The following is a 22,993-nucleotide window of genomic DNA, read 5'->3' on the forward strand; positions in this document are numbered from 1 at the left end:
CGAAGATCTATTTCAGCGATCCACGGTTTGGTATGGGCACGAAGTCCGGGATGGATCGGACTTTGGTCTCAGTTTCGAGCATTTAACCCACGCTATCACCGCTCCGAGCGTGGGAGGTGACGGTAGAGAACGACCACGACGACGAGTGCAACGGCAATCAGCGCCGCGGCGACGGCAAAGGTTATCCGCATTCCTGACGCGACCGCTTCAGGGCGCGCCGTGGCGATATCGGATGTCGCCGATGCGAGAGCGAACACGGCGCCCATCACGGATGCGCCGGTGATCAAGCCGAGATTGCGCGACAGGTTGAGCATGCCCGAGATGACGCCTCGCTGATCGGGCCGGACATTCGCCGTGACGGCCGTGTTATTGGCCGCCTGGAACAGTTGATAGCCCGGCGTCAGGATGGCGATGGCGGCGATGTAGCCGGCAATACCGGGAAGCACGGCCAGGGCGATCGAGCCTGCCGCCATGGCAATGAGCCCTGCGACAATCACAAAGGGCGCATCCAGGCGGTCGACAAGACGACCGGCCGGCAAACCGCTCAAAGTGGAGATGACGGGGCCGCTCGACATGACGATGCCGACGAAGGCTTCGTCGAGCCCGAGCGCACGGGAAAGGTAGAAGGGCGCGACCACCAGCGTCGCCATCATAACCGTCGAGACCAAAATGTTCATGGCGAGGCTGGCGCTGAATGCCGAGTTGCGGAACGCCGCCAATCGGATCAGCGGCGATGCTGTTCTCGCCTCGGCGAAGATGAAGAGACCGATGCCGAAAGCGGCGGCCAGCAACAGGGCTGCGTTCAGCGGACCAAACCTGCCCCGCCCGATCGTCATCGCAAGCGCATAAGCCGAAAGCGTCAGCGCAAGCAGCAACGTGCCGGCAATGTCGAAGCGTGCCCGATCCGTCTTCTTTCCGCTGGTATCGACGGGCAGATGGCGAAAAGCGAGAGCGAAGGTGACCACGCCGAGCGGCACGTTGACGAGGAAGATCATCTGCCAGCCGAACGAGGCGATCAGAACGCCGCCGAGCGACGGACCGAGAGCGGTGCCGACCGCCGACATCGTTCCAAGCAGCCCCATGGCGCTGCCGGTCCTCGCTTTCGGCACCGTCTCGCCGACGAAGGCCATGGTGAGAGCCATCATCATGGCTGCGCCCAGGCCTTGCAGGGCACGCGCTGCAATCAGCACCCACAGAGTAGGCGCGAGGCCGCACAGGATAGACGCCATCGTGAACAGCAGGATGCCGATGAGCAGCAGCCGTTTGCGCCCGACGATGTCGCCGAGCCGCCCGGCACTGACGACCAGCGTGGTGATGGCAAGCAGATAGGCGAGCACGATCCACTGAACATCTTGGAAGGCGGCATCGAAAGCCTGCGCCAGGCTCGGCAGGCCGACATTGGCGATGCTGGTGCCAAGTGATGGCAGCAGCATGGAGAACGAAAGGCTGGCGAGCGTCCATCGGATCGAGGGCGCCCGCTCAGCAATTGCTTCGCCTCGTTCCGCAGTGACCGGCTTCATCATGACCTCCTTTTGGCGTTTTCGGGAATGGAGCGTCGAAGCCTAGTGACCTGTTTGATATGGCGGAAGGCGCACGATTTGCATTTCATTGATGCATTTGACGCCACGTCACGATCGAACCGTGTTATCGTCGACCGATGTCGACACCCGATCTCAACCTGCTTGTCACTCTCGATGTGCTGCTTGCCGAAGGCAGCGTTGCCCGCGCGGCCCGCAGATTGCGGCTCAGTCCCTCGGCGATGAGCCGGGCATTGGCGCGATTGCGCGAAACCACGGGTGATCCGCTGCTGGTCCGTGCCGGACGCGGTCTCGTCCCCACCCCGCGGGCGCTCGAACTGCGCGAGCGCGTCGGCCGGATCGTCGAGGAGGGGCAAGCCGTGCTGCGCCCTGTCGAGACGCTCGACCTGAAACGGCTGGACCGGACATTCACGCTGCGCACCAGCGAAGGCTTCGTCGAGAACTTCGGGCCGGGTCTCATCGCACGGATCGGCGAAGAAGCGCCTGGCGTGCGGCTATGCTTCGTGCAGAAGCCGGATAGAGACAGCGCCCCCTTGCGCGACGGCACCGTCGATCTGGAAACTGGTGTCGTCGGCAAGGCGACCGGACCCGAAGTGCGGGCGCAAGCCTTGTTTCGGGATCGCTTCGTCGGTGTCGTGCGAGCGGGACATCCGCTTTGCCAGGGCGAAATGACGCTCTCCCGTTATGCGGCCGGCCGGCATGTCAGCGTATCCAGGCGCGGCCTCGAGAAAGGGCCGATCGATGAGGCGCTTGATCTGCTCGGGTTGGAACGGCAGATCGTGACGATCGTCGGCGGCTTTTCGACAGCACTCGCCCTCGCGCGGGCTTCCGATCTGATCGCCAGTGTTCCCGAACGGCATACCGGCGTCTTGCGCGCGGGAATGCACAGTTTTCCGCTCCCCGTATCGATGCCTGACATCACGGTTTCCTTGCTCTGGCATCCCAGGATGGATGCCGATCCCGCCCACCGCTGGCTGCGCGGCTGCCTTCGCGATGCCTGTGCCGCGACCTGATTGAAGGCCCGAGAGCGATCCTGTGTCGGCGGTTGACTATCCCGTGCTGCCGTGATCTCCCCTCTCGCATCCATCAGCGAGGACATCATGACCGACGGCATAATCGTAAAGGACAGCAACGGAAGCCAGCTTCACGACGGCGATTCCGTCACGCTGATCAAGGATCTCAAGGTCAAGGGAACCTCGGAAACGCTGAAGCGCGGCACGCTCGTCAAGGGCATCCGTCTGACGGACAATCCCGGCGAAATCGAGTGCAACACCAAGCAGGTCAAGGGTCTGGTGTTGAAAACGGAATTCCTGAAGAAGGCATAGGATCGTCGGGGGTCTCCTGCGGCACCTCCTCCGTGATGACTTCGAAACGGGAAAGCGTCGCCGGGCCGAAGGCCGTCGACATTGCGACGTCAGTGGCGTCACGGCCGGTCGCCATCAATATTCTGCCGATACGCGGCGTGTTGTGGCGGGCATCGACCGTATGCCAATGACCGCCGAGAAAGACCTCGAACCAGGCGCTGAAATCCATCGGATTGGGATCGACCGGAACACCGATATCGCCGAGATAGCCTGTGCAGTAGCGGGCCGGGATATTTAGGCACCGGCAGAGCGCGATCGCGAGATGAGCGAAATCGCGGCAGACGCCGTTCTTGTCGGTAAAGCCGCCATGCGCGGTCCTCAGCACGTCGGCCTTCTGGTAATCGAAGGTAATGTGGTTATGGACGAAATCGCAGATCGCCTGGACCCGCGCCCATCCGAGCGGGGTCGACGAGAAGGTTGCCCAGGCGAAATCCGAAAGCCTGTCGGTATCGCAGTAGCGGCTGCCGAGCAGGAAGACGAGCACCTCGTCGGGCAGGTCCCTGATCGCGTGCTGAACGGCATTCTCAGGAACGATGTCGGGCTGCCCGGTGTCGTAGATCTCGAACGCGGTGGAAATCGTCGTCAGTCCCGGCGGCGCGACGATCCGGCTGCAGGCATTGCCGAACACGTCGATATACTCCCAGACCTCGATCGGCCGGTCGAATGTCAGCACCTGCTCGCTCAAAAGATCGGCGCGCCGGGAGGGATGAATGTTGAGGACGAGCAGCATGGGTGTCGGCTGTACGCATTCGTACCCCAGATGAAACCCGGCGCGTATCCTCATGGCGGCTTCCTCGTCGCGTCTGCGCATATGCGGCTGCCTATCGAACGTTGATCGGCGCGGCGCGGTTCCACGGACTGCGAGCGTCTCCGCGGTTAGCTGGTCGTGACGTTGACCTGGACCGTCATGCTGTCGAAATCCGCTTGGCCCCCATCGTAGCTGCCGCTCAGCGGGACGGCCTGGCGGGGATCGCGGGCGACGGCGACGCGAATGAGGTCGCGATTGCCGACGATTCCGTTGGTCGGATCGAACTCCGCCCAACCGGCGCCGGGCAGATAGATCTGGCACCATGCATGCGTGGAGCCGCCGCCGAGCACGGTGGAGCCGTCCCGGTCGGGAACATAGACATAGCCGGTGACGAAGCGCGCCGCGAGGCCGAGCGCGCGTGCCGCTTCCATCATCAGAAGCGCGAAATCGCGGCAGGTGCCGGAGCGAAGCTGCAAGGTCTGGAGAGGCGGCTGCGTCCCATGCTCCAGGCGCCGCGAATAGACGAAGCTTTCCCGGATAGCGTAACAGAGCGTCATCAGCAGATGCCCGGTTTCCGTCGGCCGCCCCTGGCGCACGAACCGCATTGCCCAGCGCCCGACCTCGTTGTTCGGATCGGGATAATGGCGCTGCACCGAGGGCGCGAGATCGGCGATCTCGTCTTGGTCGTAGGGGAAGGGATAGGTCAGGGCGGCGTTGTCGACCCTGAGATCGAGTGCGACCTGAGGCGTATGGTCGAGCGTGATCCAGGTTTCGAACCGAAGCTCGTCGGACGGTGTCGGAATATCGATGAGTGCGACGCAATTGCCGAAGACGTCGTGGATCCAGCGCACCCGGCCTTGCTCCGGATAGATCGCCAGAGACGCCTCCAGGAGCCGCTGGTCGAAACTGTCGCGTGGCCGGAACATCAGGCGGTGCTGCCCGAAATAGACCTCTCTGACATAGCGATAGGAGGTGATATGGCGGACGGTGAAAATTGTCATGGGCCGCCGCCCCGCAATCTATTCACGTTGCTGCTCCAAAGCGGCCATGCCGCCTCTCCCTTGGAAGCGCCCTGCCCGCTTCTCCGCTTATCCCGATTTCTTGTCATATAAGCAGATTCGAAAGATTGCTATTGTAGCTCCACCGATCGACGGCAGAGCCGTCCAACCTTAGGAGGGTATGATGCATATCATCTGGGACGTTCTTACGCTGCTGCTGACAATCGGTTCGCTCTATGGCGGTCGCGAATACCGGATCATTCGCGCTCGTGCCCGCGCTCAAAACTGGGGCAACTTCTGATTCTATCCTCGCGACCGCCTGCTCTAACAGCGTCGGTCGCTCGCATGACGCAAAAGCCATCCACTTAAGGAAGTGCTTTTTCAAGAAGGCGGTTTCACCCGTCCATTTTCTCCGTTAGTCCAAGCCCGCCTCACCCCAGGCGGGCTTTTTTTACACGGTCATTGCGTCGCGGCTTCACTTCTTGGCGCCGGCTGAAAGTACCCGATGTGTTGCATTGTCCAATGCATGGCTCGTTTGTTGCCCGTCCTTCTTCAGTCCGTATGCGGTATTGCCGCAACCGGAAAGCGTAAGCAGGCAGATGCAGGCAATGGCGATGGCAGCTTGTGGCATCAGGTATCTTCCCCAAATGAATTGCGATCTGAAGAAAATGATACACTCTGCGGTAAAATCAATCCGCCGATGGGATGGCACGATCGCGGGTATGGAACCCGGCGACGCCGCGGGCGTTTATGAGAGCCATCCACCGGGGTCAACGATATGGATTATCAAATCGCCTTCGCCGCAACCGTCGCAACAGCATCCTTCCTGTTCTTCATGCTGCTCATCCACAGAACGTGAAGACCGCGCAATTGCCCTGATCTCAGTCCGCTGCTGAACAGCTTTGGCACAGTCTGCGGCTCCCGAAATGTACGTTTCAGAGAGACTGTGGCCACCGGCCGCCTCGGTATATGCGACGCAATAATCCGGAATGGCTAGTATTGGTTGACGACGTTTACGCCAGTATAGGTCATAAAAACATTTCCAAGTCAGCGCGAAGACAGTTGGACCGGTGTCCGTGTACTTCGTTCATTGTTTCGCAAGATAACGACATATGCCATTTCGATATTTTGAATTTTACTTAAAAATGAGGCTTAACTAACTATTAATAATAGCCTTGCGTGCCCCCCGCGTCGGTTTATGCTTCATAAAAAGGGGGAGAAGAAGATGTTTAGCAAAAGCCTCATCATGCCGGTCGGCTTCGCCTTGCTCGCCGTTACTGGCCTTCTTTTTCAGTTGGCCGTTTACGCGCTGGAAACTCCCGTCACCCTCCTGCAGCCGTAAATGCTTAAGTTCCTCTAGGAGTGGAACTTTTTTTCTTTTCGTGCATAGTGACGAGGCATTTCATCAGGAGGAAATTATATGGAAAACGCAGGCGTGGGTTGGATCGCGGCCATCATCATCGGCGGTATCGCCGGATGGCTGGCGGAAAAGGTCATGAGCAGCAATATGGGCCTGCTCATGAACATATTGCTCGGCATCGTCGGCGCCATCGTCGCCAACTGGATTCTCGGTCTGTTGCACATTCAGCCGCTCGCCGGCTGGCTGGGTTACCTGATCACCGGTTTCGTCGGCGCGTGCATCCTGATCGCGCTCGGGCGAGTCATCCGCCGCTGACCCAATTGGTCATAGTCACGACTGAAAGCCGGGCGTTTATCGCGTCCGGCTTTTCCTTGTCCGATTTCCGAATTCAGCGGCGGCTCAGCAGGCCGAAAAGATAGGCGACGCCTGCCGTCACCGCGAGCGCCATGAGCGGTTCTTCGCGTACCTTATCGCGCAGCCGTTCCGTCATCAGCGAAGCCTCATCTGTTACCACCGACTTTGCCCCCTGTCCCAGCGCCCGCACGCTTTCCGTCAGCCTGGAGAGGTCTTCGCGCAGCGCCGTGACCTGCGCCGACAGATCGTCTGCTGCGATATCAGCCTTGACGCGCGCAGCGGTGGATTCGGCGGAAGCGGTTTTCAATTCTGCCATGGTCTGCTCCTGTTTCATGGGATGCCGCTTCAACGAAATGGCGGCCGGAAAGGTTCCGTTCCAGCCGATCTTTTGTTCCCCGCTAGGGACGTTCGCGCCTGCCACCGCCCCACGCAGCTTTTCGCGCGACAAACCCTTCATTTCCTGTCGGGTTTGTTTTAAGGAACGACGAATGTCTGCCCGCGTGCGGGTCAATGATACTGCGAGGTTTGCGTTTCCATGTTCCATTTTCTGAGAAGAGCTGCTCAGACCTGGGTTGCCAAGCTGCTCCTGCTGCTGCTCGTCGCCTCCTTCGGCATCTGGGGCGTGTCGCGTGAGCTGCTGACGGGCGGCAACAGCAACACGGTTGTGACCGTCGGCGATCAGCAGGTGGGCGTCAATGAATTCCATCTCGCTTATCAGCGCCAGGTGCAAAGCCTCAGCCAGCAATTCGGCATGCGCCTTACCCCCGAGCAGGCCCGCGCCTTCGGCGTCGAACAGCAGGTGCTAGCCCAGCTCGTCGCCGGCGCCTCGCTCGATCAGCTCGCCGAAGACATGAATCTCGGTCTGTCCGAGGATCGCCTCGCTCAGCTGATCGGCGACGATCCCGCTTTCAAGGCCGTCAACGGCAAGTTCGATCGCGAGCTCTTCATCTCGCGCCTGCGCAATGCCGGCATCCGCCAGGAGGATTACATCAAGGAGCGCAGCAAGGTCGCGGTCCGCAGCCAGATCGTCGATGCCGTCTCCAATGGCTTCACGGCGCCGAAGACACTGGTCGACGCTCTCAAGCTCTATGGCGATGAAAGCCGCAGCGTCGATTACCTGCTGCTCACCAACGCCAATATCGAGCCGATCAAGGCACCGGCCGATGACGTGCTGGCGGCTTGGTTCGAAGGCGTCAAGCAGCGCTACCGCGCACCTGAATACCGCAAGATCATCTATCTGAAGCTGCAGCCCGCCGACATCGCCGACGCCGCGACCGTCACCGACGATCAGATCCGCGAAGCCTTCGACAAGGGCAAGGATGCCTACCGCACGCCGGAAAGCCGCACGATCGAACAGCTGACCTTCGCGAGCAAGGATCTCGCCACCGCCGCCGAAACGGCGCTGAAGAGCGGCACCAGCTTCGATCAGCTGGTTTCGGACCAGGGCAAGACGGCGAGCGACGTGCTGCTCGGCGAATTCACCAAGGACAAGGTCCCGGATCAGGCCGTCGCCGATGCCGCCTTCGCGGTTTCGAAGGATGGCGGCACCACGCCGGTCGTCGACGGCTCTTTCGGCCCGGTCATCCTGCGCATCACCAATATCAAGCCTGAGACCGTCAAGAACTTCGACGAGGTGAAGGAAGATATCCGCAAGCAGCTGGCGCTCGCCAATGCCTCTCAGGAAGTGATCAACGTTCATGACCGCATCGAGGATATGCGTGCCGGCGGCTCGACGCTCGAGGATATCGCCGGTCAGCTGAAGCTCAAGGCGGTGACCGTCGATGCCGTCGATATGACCGGCGCCGGCAAGGACGGCAACGAGGTCAAGGATATCCCGATCAAGCAACAACTGCTCGGCGAAGCCTTCAAGACCGAGGTCGGCGTCGATGCGCCGCCGCTCCCGATGGGCAATGACGGTTATGTCTGGTTCAACGTCCGCGAAATCACGCCGGACCGCGAGCGGCCTGTCGCCGAAGTGCGCGAAAAGGCCGTCGAGGATTGGACGGCGGAACAGCAGAAGGCGGCACTCGCCAAGAAGGCTGACGAATTGAAGGCCGAGGCGGCCAAAGGCACCGCTCTTGCCGATATCGCAGCCCCGCTCGGCATCGCCGTCGAAAGCAAAAGCGGTTTCACCCGCTCCACTGACGATCCGGTTCTCGGCCGCGCAGGCATCAATGCCGCCTTCTCTGGCCCCATCGATGCGGTTGCCGGTGCTGTCGGTGCCGATCCTTCCACGCAGATTCTGATGAAGGTGACGGAGGTCAACTCCCAGCCGACCGGCGACGTGCTGAACAACCGCGACGCCCAGATCACCGCCATGGCCAATGCCGCCGGCGACGATATTCTCGATCAGATGGTCAACCTGCTGCAGACGCAGTATGGCGCGCAGATCAACCAGACGCTCGCAGAACAGGCGACCGTCCGCTAGAACAGGATGATTTTAGGCCAGGTCGGCCCAAAATCTGAATCCTGTTCTAAATTAAAGAGTTAGAGCATGATGCCGAAAACCGCTCACACTTTTCGGCATCATGCTCTGGGAGGCTTGAAACCGCATGACCGATCTGAAGCCGTTCCTGGCCAAGGCCGCGAGCCGCGAGCCGCTGACGCGTGACGAGGCCCGCGCCGCTTTTGACATCCTGATGTCGGGCCAGGCGACACCCTCGCAGATCGGCGGCTTCCTGATGGCGCTGCGCGTACGCGGCGAAACCGTTGACGAGATCGTCGGCGCCGTCACCACCATGCGGTCGAAAATGCTGACCGTCGAAGCGCCGGCCGATGCGATCGACATCGTCGGCACCGGCGGCGATGCCAGCGGCACCTACAATATTTCGACGCTGGCGGCGCTGATCGTCGCCGGCGCCGGTGTGCCCGTCGCAAAGCACGGCAACCGGGCGCTGAGTTCGAAATCCGGCGCGGCGGACAATCTCGCGGCGCTCGGGGTCAATATCGATGTCGGTCCGGAGATTATCACGCGCTGCATCGCCGAGGCCGGCGTCGGCTTCATGTTCGCCCAGCTCCATCACTCCGCCATGCGCCATGTCGGCCCCACCCGGGTCGAACTCGCAACTCGTACCATCTTCAACCTGCTCGGGCCGCTCTCCAACCCGGCCGGCGTCCGCCGCCAGCTGCTCGGCGTCTTCTCGCCGCAATGGCTGGTGCCGCTCGCCGAAGTCATGCGCGATCTCGGCTCCGAATGCGTCTGGGTGGTGCACGGCGATGGCCTCGACGAGATCACCACGACGGGAACGACGCAGGTCACGGCGCTCGAAGACGGCAAGATTCGCACCTTCGAGCTGTCGCCTGCCGATTTCGGCGTCAGCCCTTGCGTCCTCGCCGACATCAAGGGCGGCGACGGCGTCGCCAATGCCGCAGCGCTTCGTGAGGTTCTCGGCGGCGCCAGGAATGCCTATCGCGATGTCTCGCTTGCCAATGCCGCGGCCTCGCTCGTCATTGCCGGCAAGGCCGAGACGATCCGTGACGGTATGGCGCTTGCCGCCCATTCGCTTGACAGCGGCGCCACTGCGCTTGCGCTCGACAAACTCGTCGCCGTTTCGAACGATATCGACTAGGATTGGCCGATGACCGATATCCTGAAGAAGATCGAACTCTATAAGCGCGAGGAAATCGCCGCGGCGAAGGCTGCCGTATCGCTTGCCGACCTCAGAGCGATGCAGGCCGATCAGTCCGCTCCGCGCGGTTTCCACAAGGCGCTTGCCGGCAAGCGCGACGCCGGCAATTTCGGCCTGATCGCCGAGATCAAGAAGGCGAGCCCCTCGAAGGGTCTCATTCGCCCCGATTTCGATCCGCCGGCGCTGGCAAAGGCCTACGAAGCTGGTGGCGCCGCCTGCCTTTCCGTGTTGACCGATACGCCGAGCTTTCAGGGTGCCCCGGAATTCCTGACGGCGGCTCGGGCCGCCTGCGCCCTGCCCGCGCTGCGCAAGGATTTCATGTTCGAGACCTATCAGGTCCATGAGGCGCGCGCCTGGGGGGGCGACTGCATTCTGCTCATCATGGCGTCGCTGAGCGATGACGATGCGGAGCGCCTGCAGGACGAAGCTTTTTCGCTCGGTATGGACGTGCTGGTCGAGGTTCACGACGCGCCGGAAATGGAGCGGGCGCTGAAACTTTCCTCGCCGCTCATCGGCATCAACAACCGCAATCTCAGGACCTTCGAGGTCAGCCTGACGGTCAGCGAGACGCTTGCCTCCATGGTTCCTGACGATCGGCTCCTCGTCGGCGAAAGCGGCATCTTCACCAATACGGATTGCAAGCGCCTGCAGGCGTCGGGCATCAATACCTTCCTCGTCGGCGAAAGCCTGATGCGCAAGGACGACGTGGCGGCCGCCACTCGTGCGCTGCTCTTGGGCGAAGCCGCCATCGCGGCCGAGTGACATGAGCGGCGAAAAGCCCGGCCTGACCCATATCGGCGCCTCCGGCGAGGCGCATATGGTCGATGTCTCCGACAAGGCTGAGACCGTGCGCATCGCCACGGCCGAAGGCTATGTGAAGATGGCGCCGGAAACACTCGCGCTCATCCGCCAGGGCGATGCCAAGAAGGGCGACGTAATCGGGACGGCGCGCCTTGCCGGCATCATGGCCGCCAAGCAGACCGCCAATCTGATCCCGCTCTGCCATCCGCTGATGCTGACGAAGGTCGCGGTCGAGATCGAGGAGGACGCCGCCCTGCCCGGTCTGCGCGTTACCGCGACCGCCAAGCTGACCGGCAAGACCGGCGTGGAGATGGAGGCGCTGACCGCCGTCTCGGTCGCTTGCCTGACGATCTACGACATGGCCAAGGCTGCCGACAAGGCAATGGAGATCGGCGGTATCAGGCTGCTCCAAAAGTCCGGCGGCAAATCCGGCGATTTCCGCCATCCGGAGGCGAAATGAACCTTCTCCCGGTCGCTGAGGCGCTGAGCCGCTTGCTCTCCCGCGCAAAGCCGATCGCGGCATCCGAGACGCTGCCACTCACCGGGGCTGAAGGCCGCGTCCTTGCCGTCGATCTCACTGCCCGTCTGACCCAGCCGCCCTTCAACGCGTCCGCCATGGACGGCTATGCGCTGCGCCGCGAAGACGCGCCGGAGCCGGGCGCCGTGCTGAAGGTCATCGGCACCTCCTCCGCCGGCCACGGCTTTGAGGGAAGCGTCGGCCAGGGAGAAGCCGTCCGCATCTTCACCGGCGCCCCTGTTCCCGCAGGCGCCGATAGCGTCCTGTTGCAGGAGGATGCTGAAAAGACCGAAGGCGGCATCCGAACCAATTTCCCCGTCCGCCAGGGCCAGCATGTGCGTCCCCGAGGTCAGGATTTCGTCGAAGGCGAAGCCGTGCTCCCTGCCGGCACCGTGCTTGATTTCTCGCGGCTGACGGTTGCCGCCGGCATGAATCGGCCCGATCTCGAGGTGCTGCGCCGCCCGTTGATCGCCATTCTCGCAACCGGCGACGAACTGCTGCCGCCCGGAAGCACGCCCGGCCCCTCGCAGATCATTGCATCCAACACGTTCGGTATCGCAGCCCTCGCCCGCAGAGCCGGCGCGGAGGTGCTCGATCTCGGTATCGTGCCTGATGATAAGGCTAAGATCACGGCAGCGATCGGCACAGCACGGGGCGCCAAGGCCGATGTCATCGTCACGCTCGGCGGCGCTTCGGTCGGCGATCATGATCTGGTGCAGGCGACGCTGGTCGAGGCCGGCATGCAGCTGGATTTCTGGCGCATCGCCATGCGCCCCGGCAAGCCGCTCATGGTCGGCAGTTTCGGCGAGACGCATGTGCTCGGCCTGCCCGGCAATCCGGTCTCGAGCCTCGTCTGCTCCTTGCTCTTCCTCGAGCCGCTGATCCGCAAGCTCGCTTGCTTGCCGCCAGTGCAGCGAGAGACAATGGTGGAGGCGGCCGTGACGCTGCGTGCCAACGACCACCGGCAGGACTATATCAGGGCGAAACTTTCGAAATCCGCTGCCGGAAACCGGCTGGTCGAGCCCTTCGACAAGCAGGATTCCTCGATGATGAAAACCTTTGCCCGTTCGGACTGCCTCATCATCCGCCCGCCGCACGCGCCGGAACTGCCGGCCGGAGCGCCCTGCCCGGTCATGCTGTTGCGGCCGGACCTGCTGGCTTAGACGCCTTCTGCTGGATCAGACGAGCGAGTAGACGCCCGCCTGTACTGGCCCACGTCCCGCGCCGAAATCCACAACTGTATGGCTTGCGATTCGATTGAGTTCCCGATGCGGAAGATGCGCGCGCTCGGGATCGCCGATTAGCACCTCAATACCGCCAGCCTGGCAACGCCTGACGAAAGCCATCGCCCGCAAGGCAAGTGCGGGATCGTAGAACAGGTCGCCGACCAGAAGGAGATCAGTCTCCTCCGGCGGCGGTCCGTCGATTATGTCAGTCGCGGCGGCAGCGATGTGCACATCGTTCAGAGCCGCGTTGAGGCCGATTGCAGCAACCGCGTTGACATCGATATCGACCGCAGTGACCGCGCGCGCCCCGGCCTTCGCCGCCGCGATGGCGACGAGTCCGGAGCCGGCGCCGAAATCGAGGACGCGGCGGCCGGCGACCGTTTCCGGCCGGTCGAGCAGATGGCGGGCAAGGACGGCGCCGCCGGCCCAGGGATAGGCCCAGTAAGGCGGCGGATCGGCTTCTCCGCGGCCGGCAAGCCGCCAAAGCCCGCTCGCAGGCCCCGCGGTGTGAAGCCGGATCTCGGGGATGGAGGGCACCGGCGAGATCGGCAGATTGGCCTGGATGAAGGTGGCCGGATCGGGACGCGGCGTGCCGGGGCGTTTCATCATCATCTGATACCGCCGGTCACGAAATCCAATGATTCGGCATTGCAGCCGACGAAATCAGCCGGGCTTCTTCTTCGAAAACTTGTTTTTCGGCCCGGAGCCACCTTTGCCCTCATATTTGCCGCCCTCGAATTTCGGCTTGTCATATCTGGGCTTGTCGGATTTCGGGCCATCGAAGCCGGGCTTGCCGGATTTCTTGCTCCAGGGCTTGCTGTCCCTTCTCTCCTGGCCGCCAGCGTCGGCTGCGGCATAACCGCCGCCCGAACCCTTGCCGAACTTCTTCTTCGGCCGCTCATCGCGGAAGGAGTCGCCTGGCCGTTCGTCACGCGACGGTTTGCCGGAATAGGGCTTTGGCGCAGGCGCGCGGCTGAAATCCGGCGTGCCGGGAAGCCGGGTTACGCGGATGCCGCGTTCGAGCGTCTTGTTCGGGCCGAGCGCCTCTTGAAAGCTATCGGCATTCGCTGCGGCGATCTCCACATAGGTTTCCTCGGGCTGCATCTTGATCGCGCCGATCTCGCGCTTCGTCACATTGCCGTTGCGGCAGAGCATCGGGATCAGCCAGCGCGGCTCGGCATTCTGCTTGCGCCCGACCGAGACGGAGAACCAGACGCTGGGGCCGAAATCTTCGCGCGGTCCCTTCTGCGCTGGCTCGTAGGGCGCAGCATTGTCGCGGCGCTTGCGGCTGCGATCGTCCTGCACGGTGACCTCGATCAGGTCTTCCGGCGCCGAATGATTGGTGCGATAGAGACGCAGGAAAGCGGCGGCGAGCTTTTCGGCGCCGTGGCTCGAAAGTAGCTGTTGCACCAGTCCCTGCTCTTCCTCCTGCGGCGCTTCATGGAAGATCGGATCGGCGAGCAGCCGCTCGTCGTCGCGCTCGCTCACCTCCTCGGCCGACGGCGGCCGCGCCCAGCCAGCCGAAATGCCGGCATTCTCCAGCAGCCTCTCCGCCTTGCGCCGCGCGTTCAGCGGCACGATCAGGGCGCTGATGCCCTTGCGCCCCGCACGGCCGGTGCGGCCGCTACGGTGGAGCAGCGTTTCCGGATTGGTCGGCAGGTCGGCATGGATGACGAGATCGAGGCCCGGCAGGTCGATGCCGCGGGCGGCGACGTCGGTTGCGATGCAGACACGCGCGCGGCCGTCGCGCATCGCCTGCAGCGCATGGCTGCGTTCGTTCTGCGTCAGCTCGCCGGAGAGAGCCACGACGGAAAAATTGCGGTTGTTGAAGCGCGCGGTCAGATGATTGACGGCAGCGCGCGTCGAACAGAAGACGATGGCGTTGGTCGCCTCGTAATAGCGCAGCACGTTGATGATCGCGTTCTCGCGGTCGCTCGGAGCAACCACCAGTGCGCGATATTCGATATCGACATGCTGCTTTTCCTCGGCCGCAGTGCTGATGCGCACGGCATCGCGCTGATAGCTCTTGGCGAGCTTGGCGATCGCTGCCGGCACGGTCGCCGAAAACATCAGCGTGCGGCGCTCGTCCGGGGCCGCTTCGAGAATGAATTCCAGGTCCTCGCGGAAGCCGAGATCGAGCATTTCGTCGGCCTCGTCGAGCACGGCAGCCTTGAGGTCCGTCATATCAAGCGCATTGCGGCGGATGTGGTCGCAAAGGCGGCCTGGCGTGCCGACGACGATATGAGCGCCGCGTTCGAGCGCGCGGCGCTCGCTGCGGATGTCCATGCCGCCCACACAGCTGGCGATCACCGCACCAGTCATCTCGTAGAGCCATTCCAGCTCGCGCTTCACCTGCAGCGCGAGTTCGCGCGTCGGCGCGATGACGAGGGCGAGCGGCGCGCCGGCATTGCCGAAGCGCTCCCTGCCCTCAAGCAGCGTCGGCGCCAGCGCCAGTCCGAAGGCGACGGTCTTGCCGGAGCCGGTCTGGGCCGAAACCAGCGCGTCGGAGGCGGCAAGGTCAGGATCGAGCATCGCCTGCTGCACCGGGGTGAGTTCGGCGTAACCGCGCTTCTGCAACGCCTTGGCGATCGCCGGAACGACGCCGTTGAAATCTGTCATGGGTTCGATCTTTCGGAACTGTCAGGCGCGAACTGCGCCATGGCCGGAGCCAGCCGGCGGGATATTTGCGCCGTTCCTAGCCGCTCCCGCGGCGATTGTCAAAGCGTGCGGCTTCGCCACAGCCAGGCATCGATATGGCTTGTACGGCCGCGCAGCTCCGTTTCCAGGGGACCTTCGATCTGGCCCGATTCAAGGAGCACGCTGTCCTCGCCTGCGGCGGCAACGATTTCGGCGCTGAGCGCCAGCTCGACGCCGTGACGCGCGGCCACTTCCATCAGGCGGCTGCCGACATTCACCGTGTCGCCCGCCGCCGTGATCTGCTGCCGGTCGCCGGTGCCGAGCCGCGAGGCGACGATCGGCCCGCAATGGGCGCCGACCTTGAAGCCGATCTTCTTCTGAGCGAAGCTGGCATGTTTTCCAAGCCATGCCCGCGTGCGGTCGCAGAGGCGGACCGCACAGGCGACAGCACGGGCTGCATCGTCGTCGGCGGGCTCCGGCAGGCCGAACAGGATCATCGCGCCGTCACCCATGAAGCTGGTGATGGCGCCGCCGTGAGCGCGTGCCTCCTCGTCGATCAGCTCGAAGAAGCCGCTCAGAACCTCGCTGACCTTTACCGGCCCGAGGTCTTCGCTGAGGCCGGTAAAGCCGGAGAGATCGATGAAGACGACGGCGGCGTCCTGGCGCACCGGCTTCGCAAGGAAATCCGGGTTGTGCGCCAGCCACTCTCCGAGGCCGGGCGCCTCGATGCGCTGCAGGAGCGCGCTCTGAGCCGCGAAATGGCGTGCGCGGCCGCGGTCGAGCCAAAGCTCGGCTGCCCCGAAGATCAGCGCCGGCGGCAATGCAGCCGCGATCGGCAGTGCTGCGCTCAGCCAATAGCCATGGGCAAAGGCCGACAGGTTGAGCATCGCCCAGACGATGAGCGTCAGCACGATGACGACATAGCCGGCGGCACTACGCCGCCATGCAATCAGCGAAACGAGCAGGACGGACAGCCCGACAGCGATGCCGGCGTCGATCAGCCGTATCCTGTGGTCCCGCACCATGCCGTCGCCGGCGATGAGATGGGTGATCGCCGTCGACATCACCTCCACACCTGGCATGACGGGATCGAACGGCGTCGGGAAGACATCGCCGCCGCCGGTCACGGTGGAGCCGATGACGACGACGCGGCCCGAAACCGCATCCGCCGGCAGCTTGCCGTCCAGCGCATCGGCGGCGCTGAAGGTGGCGATGCTCCCATGTCCACCATAGAAAGTCACCGGCAGGCGCAGGCCGATATCTGTGGGAATGCGCAGGTTCCCCAGCATGATGGCACCGGGTTCGATCGCGGGATCGACACCGAGCGCCACCGAAGCGGCACGGAGCGGAAAAGCCGGATCCAGCCGGTCGGCGGCGCGCGAGATCAGCGGAATGAAGCGCGGTGTGCCGGTCTGGTCGGTTGCGACATTGACGACGCCGACTGCCGCCGCGTCGGAAAAACGCGGAAGCGGCAAGAGAAGATGATTTGCCTCCGGAATGGCGGCAAGCGGATCGCCGGCCGCATCTGTGACCTGCTGGCTGCTCCGGGCAAAGGTGGCCGCCGCTGCAATCACCGAAGACCCCTGGCGGAGGGCGGAAGCGAGCGCAGCGTCACCCTCCTCCGGCCCGGGGTCGACGAGCAGGATGTCGAGCGCCACGGCTTTCGGCTTCAGCGCGTTGATCGCGCTGAGGAGCCGCGCAAGCGTCGCCCGGTCGAGCGGATAGCCGTGGGCTACGGCGGTGCGGTCGTCGATCGCGACGATCGAGACGATAGGCGGCGGCGCTTTCGCCCCGACGACGACGCTGCGGATGTCGGTGAGCGAAGCTTCCATCCGGTCGAGAAGGCCGATTCGCGCATCGAGATTGAGATAGCCGAGCGCAGCCCCCCAAAGGCCGGCGAGCAGCAGCATGATCATCGTCAGCAGGCGATGATTCATGGATTTATTGGCCCAGGCGGGCAAGAAGCGCGGCCGCACGCGTCGCCGGCCAGCGGCGCACGACAAGCGGCTCGGTTCCACCACTGACATCGACGCCCTCGCCCGGCGACAGCACTACCGGCGCACCGGCCGGCCGGCGGACGGCGACGCTGCCTCTGACGACCAGCACCGAGGTCTTGCCGCTTGCAACGTCGACAGCCCATTGCGTGCCGCGCACCGCGGCGATCGCCTGCGGCGTCACGACCTGAAAACCGCCCGCGTGCTGGCTGCTGTCGACATCGACGAGGACGGCCTTGCTGCGCAGCGACAGGGAATCCGGGCTGCCGTCGCGATTGCGATCGCTGAGGCGGAAGGACGCGCCGGCTTCCGCGGTCACTTTGACGCCGCCCGGGCAAGTGAGCACCTGACGGGAGCTAGCATCGCGCGACACCGAGCAGCCGGCGGACTGAGCAAAGGCGGTCCCATAGGGAAACAGCCCGACCGCGAGTGCGGCAGTAAATAGACTGCGAAGCATCTTAGTCATGGAAAGCCCCTTTGACTGTGCGGAGCAGCTTTTACGAAAGTGTCCGCCAACCGTCTTCTTCCATTTGGGGCATGATAGCTGAATTCAGATATTTCCCCATGCGAAAAAAACTGCCCCAAGCCCTCAGCGGCTGGCGATAGTTTCGGGCGCCGGTCCGGCGTAGCGCGCTCGCGGCCGGATCAACTGTCCGCTTTCGATCTGCTCCATCGCATGCGCCAGCCAGCCCGTCGTGCGGGCAAGCGAAAAGACGATGATCGGCGCCTCCCTGGGAAGATCGAAGGCGGAGGCCATCGCGGCAAGCGCGAAATCGATGTTGACCTTCTCGCCGACCATCGCCTCGCCGGCGTCCCGGAGTTCGGTGAATTTCGCTGGCAGAGGGAAATGCGACAGTAGCGTCAAGGCCCTGACATCGCCGTCGGGATAGAGCGGATGGCCGAAGGCCGAAAGGGAGTTGCCCTGTGCAAGCGTGCGGCGGATCGCTTGCTCCGCCCCGACGCCAGCCGTCGCCTCGATCAATGCGTCGACACTCTGCCAGGCGGCGCCGTGCAACGGTCCTGTCAGGGTCGAAAGGCCGGAAAGCACCGAGGCCGAAAGGGCAGCACCCGCCGATGCCGTCACCCGCGCCGCGAAAGTCGAGGCATTCAGTTCGTGATCGGCAAGCAGCACCAAAGCGCAGCGCAGGCAATCGGCCGCCTGCGGCCGCTGCCAGCTTGCGGCCAGCCTGACATGCAGCGGCTGGTCGGAGGGCCCGGGAGCCAATGCATCGGCGACCGTGGACAGAACATCATGCGCGTCGCGCCGAAGTGCTGCCTGCGATCGGCCGAGCGATGGTAGATCCGCCGTCACCCGCCCGGCAAGTGCCAGAAAGGCCGTCTGAAGCGAGGGGGGCGACATATTTGCCGGCGCTGTCCGAGGAAGCTGCTGCCGCCCCGTTCCAGAGCAAGGCGGCGGCGTGTTCCAAGGTCGCCGCCTCGGCAAAATCGGCAGCATCCCGCCCGCGATAAAACAGGCGTCCGCCGATGATGGTCGAGATTGCCGATGGGAGAACCGGGTCACCCCACCGGATCGTCTCGGCGGCGACGGTCTCTGCCTTGCGGCGACCGGCATGGCGCTCGGCCAGCCGCTGCACGTCGGCCGCCTGGTAAAGGCTGCGGCGTGGATCGGCGGGATCGGGCTTGGCACGAATGCGCCCGCGGCTGACATTCGCGTAGAGCGTCTGCGGCTTGGTCTTCAGCGCCCGAAGCGCCTCCTCGGCGGTCAGCCACGACATCGGGGCCCCATATTGATCGATTGCATCAAGATTGACGTCAATAAAACTAGATCGGATCATCCAGACCGTAAAGGAGAAAACATCATGAAAAACGGCTTGGAAGATGTCATTGCCGCCGAAACGCAGCTTTCGGATGTCGACGGCGAAGCGGGACGGCTGATCATCCGCGGCATATCGCTGGATCAGCTGGTCGGGGGCAGCAGCTATGAGGGCGTCGCCGCCTTGTTGCTCGACGGACTGGTGGAACGAAGCTTCGACGAAACGCAGCTGCGCGAATGGCTGGCGAAAGCGCGAACCAGGGTTTTCGATCACATCAAGGCGGCCGATCCTTCGCTGCTCGCTCTGCCGCCGGTCGATGCGATGCGTGCGCTGATCGCCCGCTTGTCGGACGGCGAAGATTTCGACACCGTCCTCGCCCTTCTGGCCGCACCGGCGGTCTTCCTGCCGGCGATCCTGCGCCTTCAGCGCTGCGAACAGCCGATCGAACCCAACGCCTCGCTGTCACAGGCAGCCGATATCCTGCGCATGTTGACCGGAAACGCGCCGAGCAAGGAGCAGACGGCAGCCCTCGATGCCTATCTCGTGACGATTTCGGATCACGGTCTCAACGCCTCGACTTTCGCATCACGCGTCATCGCCTCGACCCAGGCAGGCCTCACCTCCTCCGTGCTGGCGGCGCTGAGCGCGCTGAAGGGACCGCTGCATGGCGGCGCGCCCGGTCCGGTGCTCGACATGCTGGATGCGATCGGAACGGCGGAGAATGCCGGCCAATGGCTCGGCGAAGCGCTCGATCGCGGCGAAAGGCTGATGGGTTTCGGCCACCGCATCTACCGCGTCCGCGATCCGCGCGCCGATGCGCTGAAAGGCGTACTGAAGCCATTGATCGCAACCGGCCAGGTGGACAGCGCTCGCGGCGCACTGGCCGAGGCGGTAGAGGCCGCTGCATTGGCAGTTTTGAAAGTCCGCAAGCCGAACCGGCTGCTCGACGTCAACGTCGAGTTCTACACCGCTCTGCTGCTCGAGGCACTCGGCTTCCCGCGTGAGGCTTTCACCGGCGTCTTTGCGATCGGCCGAACGGTCGGATGGCTGGCGCACGCCCGCGAGCAGGCGCTCGACGGCCGGCTGATCCGCCCGCGCTCGGTCTATATCGGCCCATTGCCGGCCGCTGCCTGAAGCTTGAATTCGGTGGCGGGAAACTCCTGCCGCCGATCTTCAGCCGCCGACGAAGGCGGCAAGTTTGTCGAGCGTCAAACGGCAGCCTTCCTCATTGTCTTCGAGCCGAATGCCGGAGGGGATGTCTTCGCAGACCATCGTTACAACGGTGCCGCCATCGACACGCGACAATGTCGTCGCAAGGGTCATTTCGCCGGAAAAGCTCTCGTCCTCGGAATCGAAAACCGTGACCCAGACGATCTGCTGGTCAGCGACGAGCCTTGCGAAGCGGCCTTCGAACCGGTCCGTCTTCTCCGAGGTCTTGCCGAGTTGCGAAGTTTCGTCATCGGGATAGACGAGCGACATGCTGAAGGCGCCGCCTTCCCAGCCTTCGAAGGCGTGGACGATGCCCGTCATCGAGGCGGGCGGAAGCCAGGTCGCGACGGCCTCCGCATCGAGGAAAGCACGGTAAATGCGCTCCGGCGGCGCCGCAATGAGGCGTGAAACGGTCGTGCTGCGTCCTGTCGTCATGCCGGTGAGATAGCGCAAATACCGGCCTTATCCAGACCGCGCGAAGCTGCGCGATCTGGCCTTGGCAGTGGTCAGACGAGACGGCTCTGTTCCGTTGCTGCTTCGATGAAGCTTGCAAACAGCGGATGCGGGTCGAGTGGACGGCTCTTCAGTTCCGGGTGGTACTGTACGCCGATGAACCAGGGATGATCGGGATATTCGATCGTCTCCGGCAGCACGCCGTCGGGCGACATGCCGGAGAAGACGAGGCCGCAGTTTTCCAGCCGGTCTTTGTAATCGACATTGACTTCATAGCGATGCCGATGGCGCTCGGAAATATCGGTCGAACCGTAGATCTCGGAGATCTTCGTGCCCTTCTTCAGCGCCGCCTTGTAGGCGCCGAGGCGCATCGTGCCGCCGAGGTCGCCGGCTGCCGTGCGTTTCTCCAGCGCATTGCCCTTGACCCACTCGGTCATCAGGCCGACCACGGGCTCCTTCGTCGGGCCGAATTCGGTCGACGATGCGGCCTCGACGTCGGCCAGGTTGCGGGCCGCTTCGATCACGGCCATCTGCATGCCGAAGCAGATGCCGAAATACGGCACCTTGCGCTCGCGGGCGAAGCGGGCCGCAAGGATTTTGCCTTCGGAGCCGCGTTCGCCGAAGCCGCCGGGCACGAGAATGCCGTGGACCTTTTCCAGATAGGGTGCGGGATCTTCCTTCTCGAAGATCTCCGACTCGATCCATTCGAGCTTGACCTTGACGCGATTGGCGATGCCGCCGTGGTGCAGCGCTTCGATCAGCGACTTATAGGCGTCCTTCAGGCCGGTATATTTGCCGACGATCGCGATCGTCACCTCGCCTTCCGGCGTACGGATGCGGTTGCAGACCTCTTCCCACTGTTCCAGGCGCGGCTTCGGCGCCGGCTCGATGCCGAAGGCAGCCAGCACTTCGCCGTCGAGGCCTTCCTTGTGGTAGGCCATCGGCACATCGTAGATGTTGGCGACGTCGAGCGCCTGGATGACCGCGGACGGGCGAACGTTGCAGAACAGCGAGAGCTTGCGGCGCTCGGCTTCCGGAATTTCGCGGTCGGCGCGCACCAGCAGGATGTCGGGGTGGATGCCGAGCGCCTGCAGTTCCTTGACGGAATGCTGCGTCGGCTTGGTCTTCAGCTCGCCGGCCGCCGGAATATAGGGCATCAGCGTCAGGTGGACATAAACGGCGGTGCCGCGCGGCAGGTCGTTGCCGAGCTGGCGGATCGCTTCCATGAAGGGCATCGCCTCGATATCGCCGACCGTGCCGCCGATCTCGCAGATGACGAAATCGTAGTCGTCATTGCCCTCGATGACGAAATCCTTGATCTCGTTGGTGACGTGCGGAATGACCTGAACCGTCGCGCCGAGATAGTCGCCGCGCCGCTCCTTGTCGATGATATTCTTGTAGATGCGGCCGGTGGTGATGTTGTCGGTCTTGGTCGCCGAACGCCCTGTGAAGCGTTCGTAGTGGCCGAGATCGAGATCGGTTTCCGCGCCGTCGTCGGTGACGAAGACTTCGCCGTGCTGGGTCGGGCTCATCGTGCCCGGGTCCACGTTCAGATAGGGGTCGAGCTTGCGAAGCCGCACCCGATATCCACGGGCCTGCAGCAACGCTCCGAGAGCCGCGGCCGCGATTCCTTTTCCGAGGGAAGAAACCACGCCGCCAGTGATGAATACGTATCGCGCCATGGGATTCACCGGATACCTTTTCAAAAACGATTCCACCAGCCCAAAAATTCTTTTCCAGAACTTTCGGAGCGTGCCGCGGGAATCTGAACAAAAGAAAACCGGCAGACCCGAGGGCCTGCCGGCGGTTTATGTCGTTGCCCGGTTTACTGTCCCGTCGGGACGCCGGAGGGCTGTGCCGGTGCCGGCGTGGCCGGAGCCGCGGGCGTTGCCGGAGCAGTCGCCGACGGAGCTGCCGGGGCAGTCGCCGCAGGTGCGTTGGCGGCCGGTGCCTGAGTTGCGGGCGCAGGCGTTGCGGGAGCCTGGGCGGCCGGTGCCGGAGCGGCAGCGCCGCCGTTCGGAACGCCGTTGCCGGCCGGCTGTGTTGCCGGAGCCTGCGCGCCGCCGCCGAGCGAATCGAGAATGCCGTTGCCCTGGCCGCTCGTCGCCGGAATGCGGTCGAGAATGTCGGTCGGACGGCGTTCATATCGCGTCAGTATGCCGAGGCCGAGCGAAGTGAGGAAGAACAGGGTCGCCAGGATCGCGGTCGTGCGCGTCAGCGCATTGGCCGTGCCGCGGGCCGACATGAAGCCCGATCCGCCGCCGATGCCGAGGCCGCCGCCTTCCGAGCGCTGGATGAGCACGACGCCGACGAGGGCGAGCACGATCATGAGATGGATGACAATCAATACTGTCTGCATGGGTCCAGTCCTGCCCGCCTGGAGACGGACA

21 protein-coding genes and 1 pseudogene are annotated in these 22,993 nt (G+C 63.6%); 9 read left to right on the forward strand and 13 right to left on the reverse strand.

The genetic code is table 11. The features are described from left to right. Window positions 1–95: 95 nt before the first annotated feature. The gene (locus ATY77_RS26100; RefSeq protein ID WP_088689453.1) at window positions 96–1,520 is read right to left on the reverse strand and encodes an MFS transporter; all 1,425 of its coding nucleotides are present in this window, start codon (window positions 1,518–1,520) and stop codon (window positions 96–98) included. A gap of 137 nt (window positions 1,521–1,657) precedes the next feature. Between ATY77_RS26100 and ATY77_RS26105 the strand changes: the two genes are divergently transcribed. Both ATY77_RS26105 and ATY77_RS26110 read left to right on the forward strand, forming a co-directional pair. Further along, on the forward strand, window positions 1,658–2,551 hold the full coding sequence (locus ATY77_RS26105; protein WP_088689454.1) for a LysR family transcriptional regulator: 894 nt from the start codon (window positions 1,658–1,660) through the stop codon (window positions 2,549–2,551). Window positions 2,552–2,638: 87 nt separating this feature from the next. Continuing rightward, window positions 2,639–2,863 (forward strand): alkylphosphonate utilization protein, encoded by a 225-nt coding sequence (locus ATY77_RS26110; protein ID WP_088674347.1) that lies wholly within the window; start codon window positions 2,639–2,641, stop codon window positions 2,861–2,863. Here ATY77_RS26110 and ATY77_RS26115 read toward each other — a convergent pair. The 3 genes from ATY77_RS26115 to ATY77_RS26125 form a co-directional block, all read right to left on the reverse strand. Further along, window positions 2,820–3,686, reverse strand: coding sequence for a transglutaminase family protein (locus tag ATY77_RS26115; RefSeq protein ID WP_088689664.1), 867 nt, complete (start codon window positions 3,684–3,686; stop codon window positions 2,820–2,822). The two genes, ATY77_RS26110 and ATY77_RS26115, sit on opposite strands and share 44 nt — an antisense overlap. Window positions 3,687–3,778: 92 nt before the next feature. Then, entirely contained in the window at window positions 3,779–4,651 is an 873-nt protein-coding gene (locus ATY77_RS26120) for a transglutaminase family protein (protein ID WP_088674346.1), read from the reverse strand. A 472-nt stretch (window positions 4,652–5,123) separates the two neighbouring features. Further along, a complete protein-coding gene (locus ATY77_RS26125; RefSeq protein ID WP_088674345.1) occupies window positions 5,124–5,279 on the reverse strand; it encodes an entericidin in 156 nt (51 codons plus the stop codon). Between the two features lie 789 nt (window positions 5,280–6,068). Here ATY77_RS26125 and ATY77_RS26130 point away from each other — a divergent pair. Further along, window positions 6,069–6,323, forward strand: a complete 255-nt coding sequence (locus ATY77_RS26130; protein WP_088674344.1) for a GlsB/YeaQ/YmgE family stress response membrane protein — start codon at window positions 6,069–6,071, stop codon at window positions 6,321–6,323. A gap of 73 nt (window positions 6,324–6,396) precedes the next feature. On the opposite strand, the gene ATY77_RS26135 is transcribed toward ATY77_RS26130, so the two are convergent. Next, window positions 6,397–6,678 (reverse strand): hypothetical protein, encoded by a 282-nt coding sequence (locus ATY77_RS26135; protein WP_088674374.1) that lies wholly within the window; start codon window positions 6,676–6,678, stop codon window positions 6,397–6,399. A 219-nt stretch (window positions 6,679–6,897) separates the two neighbouring features. On the opposite strand from ATY77_RS26135, the gene ATY77_RS26140 reads away from it, so the two are divergent. The 5 genes from ATY77_RS26140 to glp all read left to right on the forward strand — a co-directional run bounded on the left by ATY77_RS26140 (window position 6,898) and on the right by glp (window position 12,472). Continuing rightward, window positions 6,898–8,790: a peptidylprolyl isomerase gene (locus tag ATY77_RS26140; protein ID WP_088689455.1), complete on the forward strand. Its 1,893-nt coding sequence runs from the start codon at window positions 6,898–6,900 to the stop codon at window positions 8,788–8,790. A gap of 124 nt (window positions 8,791–8,914) precedes the next feature. Then, entirely contained in the window at window positions 8,915–9,931 is a 1,017-nt protein-coding gene (trpD, locus tag ATY77_RS26145) for an anthranilate phosphoribosyltransferase (RefSeq protein ID WP_088689456.1), read from the forward strand. 9 nt (window positions 9,932–9,940) lie between these two features. Beyond that, entirely contained in the window at window positions 9,941–10,753 is an 813-nt protein-coding gene (gene trpC, locus ATY77_RS26150; RefSeq protein WP_088689457.1) for an indole-3-glycerol phosphate synthase TrpC, read from the forward strand. A 1-nt stretch (window position 10,754) separates the two neighbouring features. Then, the gene (gene moaC, locus ATY77_RS26155; RefSeq protein WP_088689458.1) at window positions 10,755–11,252 is read left to right on the forward strand and encodes a cyclic pyranopterin monophosphate synthase MoaC; all 498 of its coding nucleotides are present in this window, start codon (window positions 10,755–10,757) and stop codon (window positions 11,250–11,252) included. Then, window positions 11,249–12,472 (forward strand): gephyrin-like molybdotransferase Glp, encoded by a 1,224-nt coding sequence (gene glp, locus ATY77_RS26160; RefSeq protein WP_088674339.1) that lies wholly within the window; start codon window positions 11,249–11,251, stop codon window positions 12,470–12,472. Before moaC ends, glp begins: the two co-directional genes overlap by 4 nt. 15 nt (window positions 12,473–12,487) lie before the next feature. Here glp and ATY77_RS26165 read toward each other — a convergent pair whose 3' ends face one another. The 5 genes and pseudogenes from ATY77_RS26165 to ATY77_RS26185 form a co-directional block, all read right to left on the reverse strand. Continuing rightward, on the reverse strand, window positions 12,488–13,141 hold the full coding sequence (locus ATY77_RS26165; RefSeq protein ID WP_088689665.1) for a 50S ribosomal protein L11 methyltransferase: 654 nt from the start codon (window positions 13,139–13,141) through the stop codon (window positions 12,488–12,490). 57 nt (window positions 13,142–13,198) lie between these two features. Beyond that, complete coding sequence (locus ATY77_RS26170) at window positions 13,199–15,154, reverse strand: DEAD/DEAH box helicase (protein WP_088689459.1); 1,956 nt, start codon at window positions 15,152–15,154, stop codon at window positions 13,199–13,201. Window positions 15,155–15,252: 98 nt separating this feature from the next. Continuing rightward, complete coding sequence (locus ATY77_RS26175; RefSeq protein WP_088689460.1) at window positions 15,253–17,109, reverse strand: adenylate/guanylate cyclase domain-containing protein; 1,857 nt, start codon at window positions 17,107–17,109, stop codon at window positions 15,253–15,255. A 4-nt stretch (window positions 17,110–17,113) separates the two neighbouring features. Beyond that, window positions 17,114–17,632, reverse strand: coding sequence for a FecR domain-containing protein (locus ATY77_RS26180; RefSeq protein ID WP_088689461.1), 519 nt, complete (start codon window positions 17,630–17,632; stop codon window positions 17,114–17,116). A 123-nt stretch (window positions 17,633–17,755) separates the two neighbouring features. Next, window positions 17,756–18,902 (reverse strand): annotated as a pseudogene (locus tag ATY77_RS26185) (citrate synthase). A gap of 84 nt (window positions 18,903–18,986) precedes the next feature. Between ATY77_RS26185 and ATY77_RS26190 the strand changes: the two are divergent. Next, a complete protein-coding gene (locus tag ATY77_RS26190; protein WP_088689462.1) occupies window positions 18,987–20,075 on the forward strand; it encodes a citrate synthase/methylcitrate synthase in 1,089 nt (362 codons plus the stop codon). Window positions 20,076–20,114: 39 nt separating this feature from the next. On the opposite strand, the gene ATY77_RS26195 is transcribed toward ATY77_RS26190, so the two are convergent. The 3 genes from ATY77_RS26195 to secG form a co-directional block, all read right to left on the reverse strand. Then, on the reverse strand, window positions 20,115–20,585 hold the full coding sequence (locus tag ATY77_RS26195) for an SRPBCC family protein (RefSeq protein WP_088689666.1): 471 nt from the start codon (window positions 20,583–20,585) through the stop codon (window positions 20,115–20,117). 71 nt (window positions 20,586–20,656) lie between these two features. Further along, the gene (locus ATY77_RS26200; RefSeq protein WP_088689463.1) at window positions 20,657–22,285 is read right to left on the reverse strand and encodes a CTP synthase; all 1,629 of its coding nucleotides are present in this window, start codon (window positions 22,283–22,285) and stop codon (window positions 20,657–20,659) included. 143 nt (window positions 22,286–22,428) lie between these two features. Next, complete coding sequence (gene secG / locus ATY77_RS26205; RefSeq protein WP_088689464.1) at window positions 22,429–22,962, reverse strand: preprotein translocase subunit SecG; 534 nt, start codon at window positions 22,960–22,962, stop codon at window positions 22,429–22,431. Window positions 22,963–22,993: the final 31 nt, after the last annotated feature.

This window comes from Rhizobium sp. R634 (assembly GCF_002211305.1).
Classification (GTDB): Bacteria; Pseudomonadota; Alphaproteobacteria; order Rhizobiales; family Rhizobiaceae; genus Rhizobium.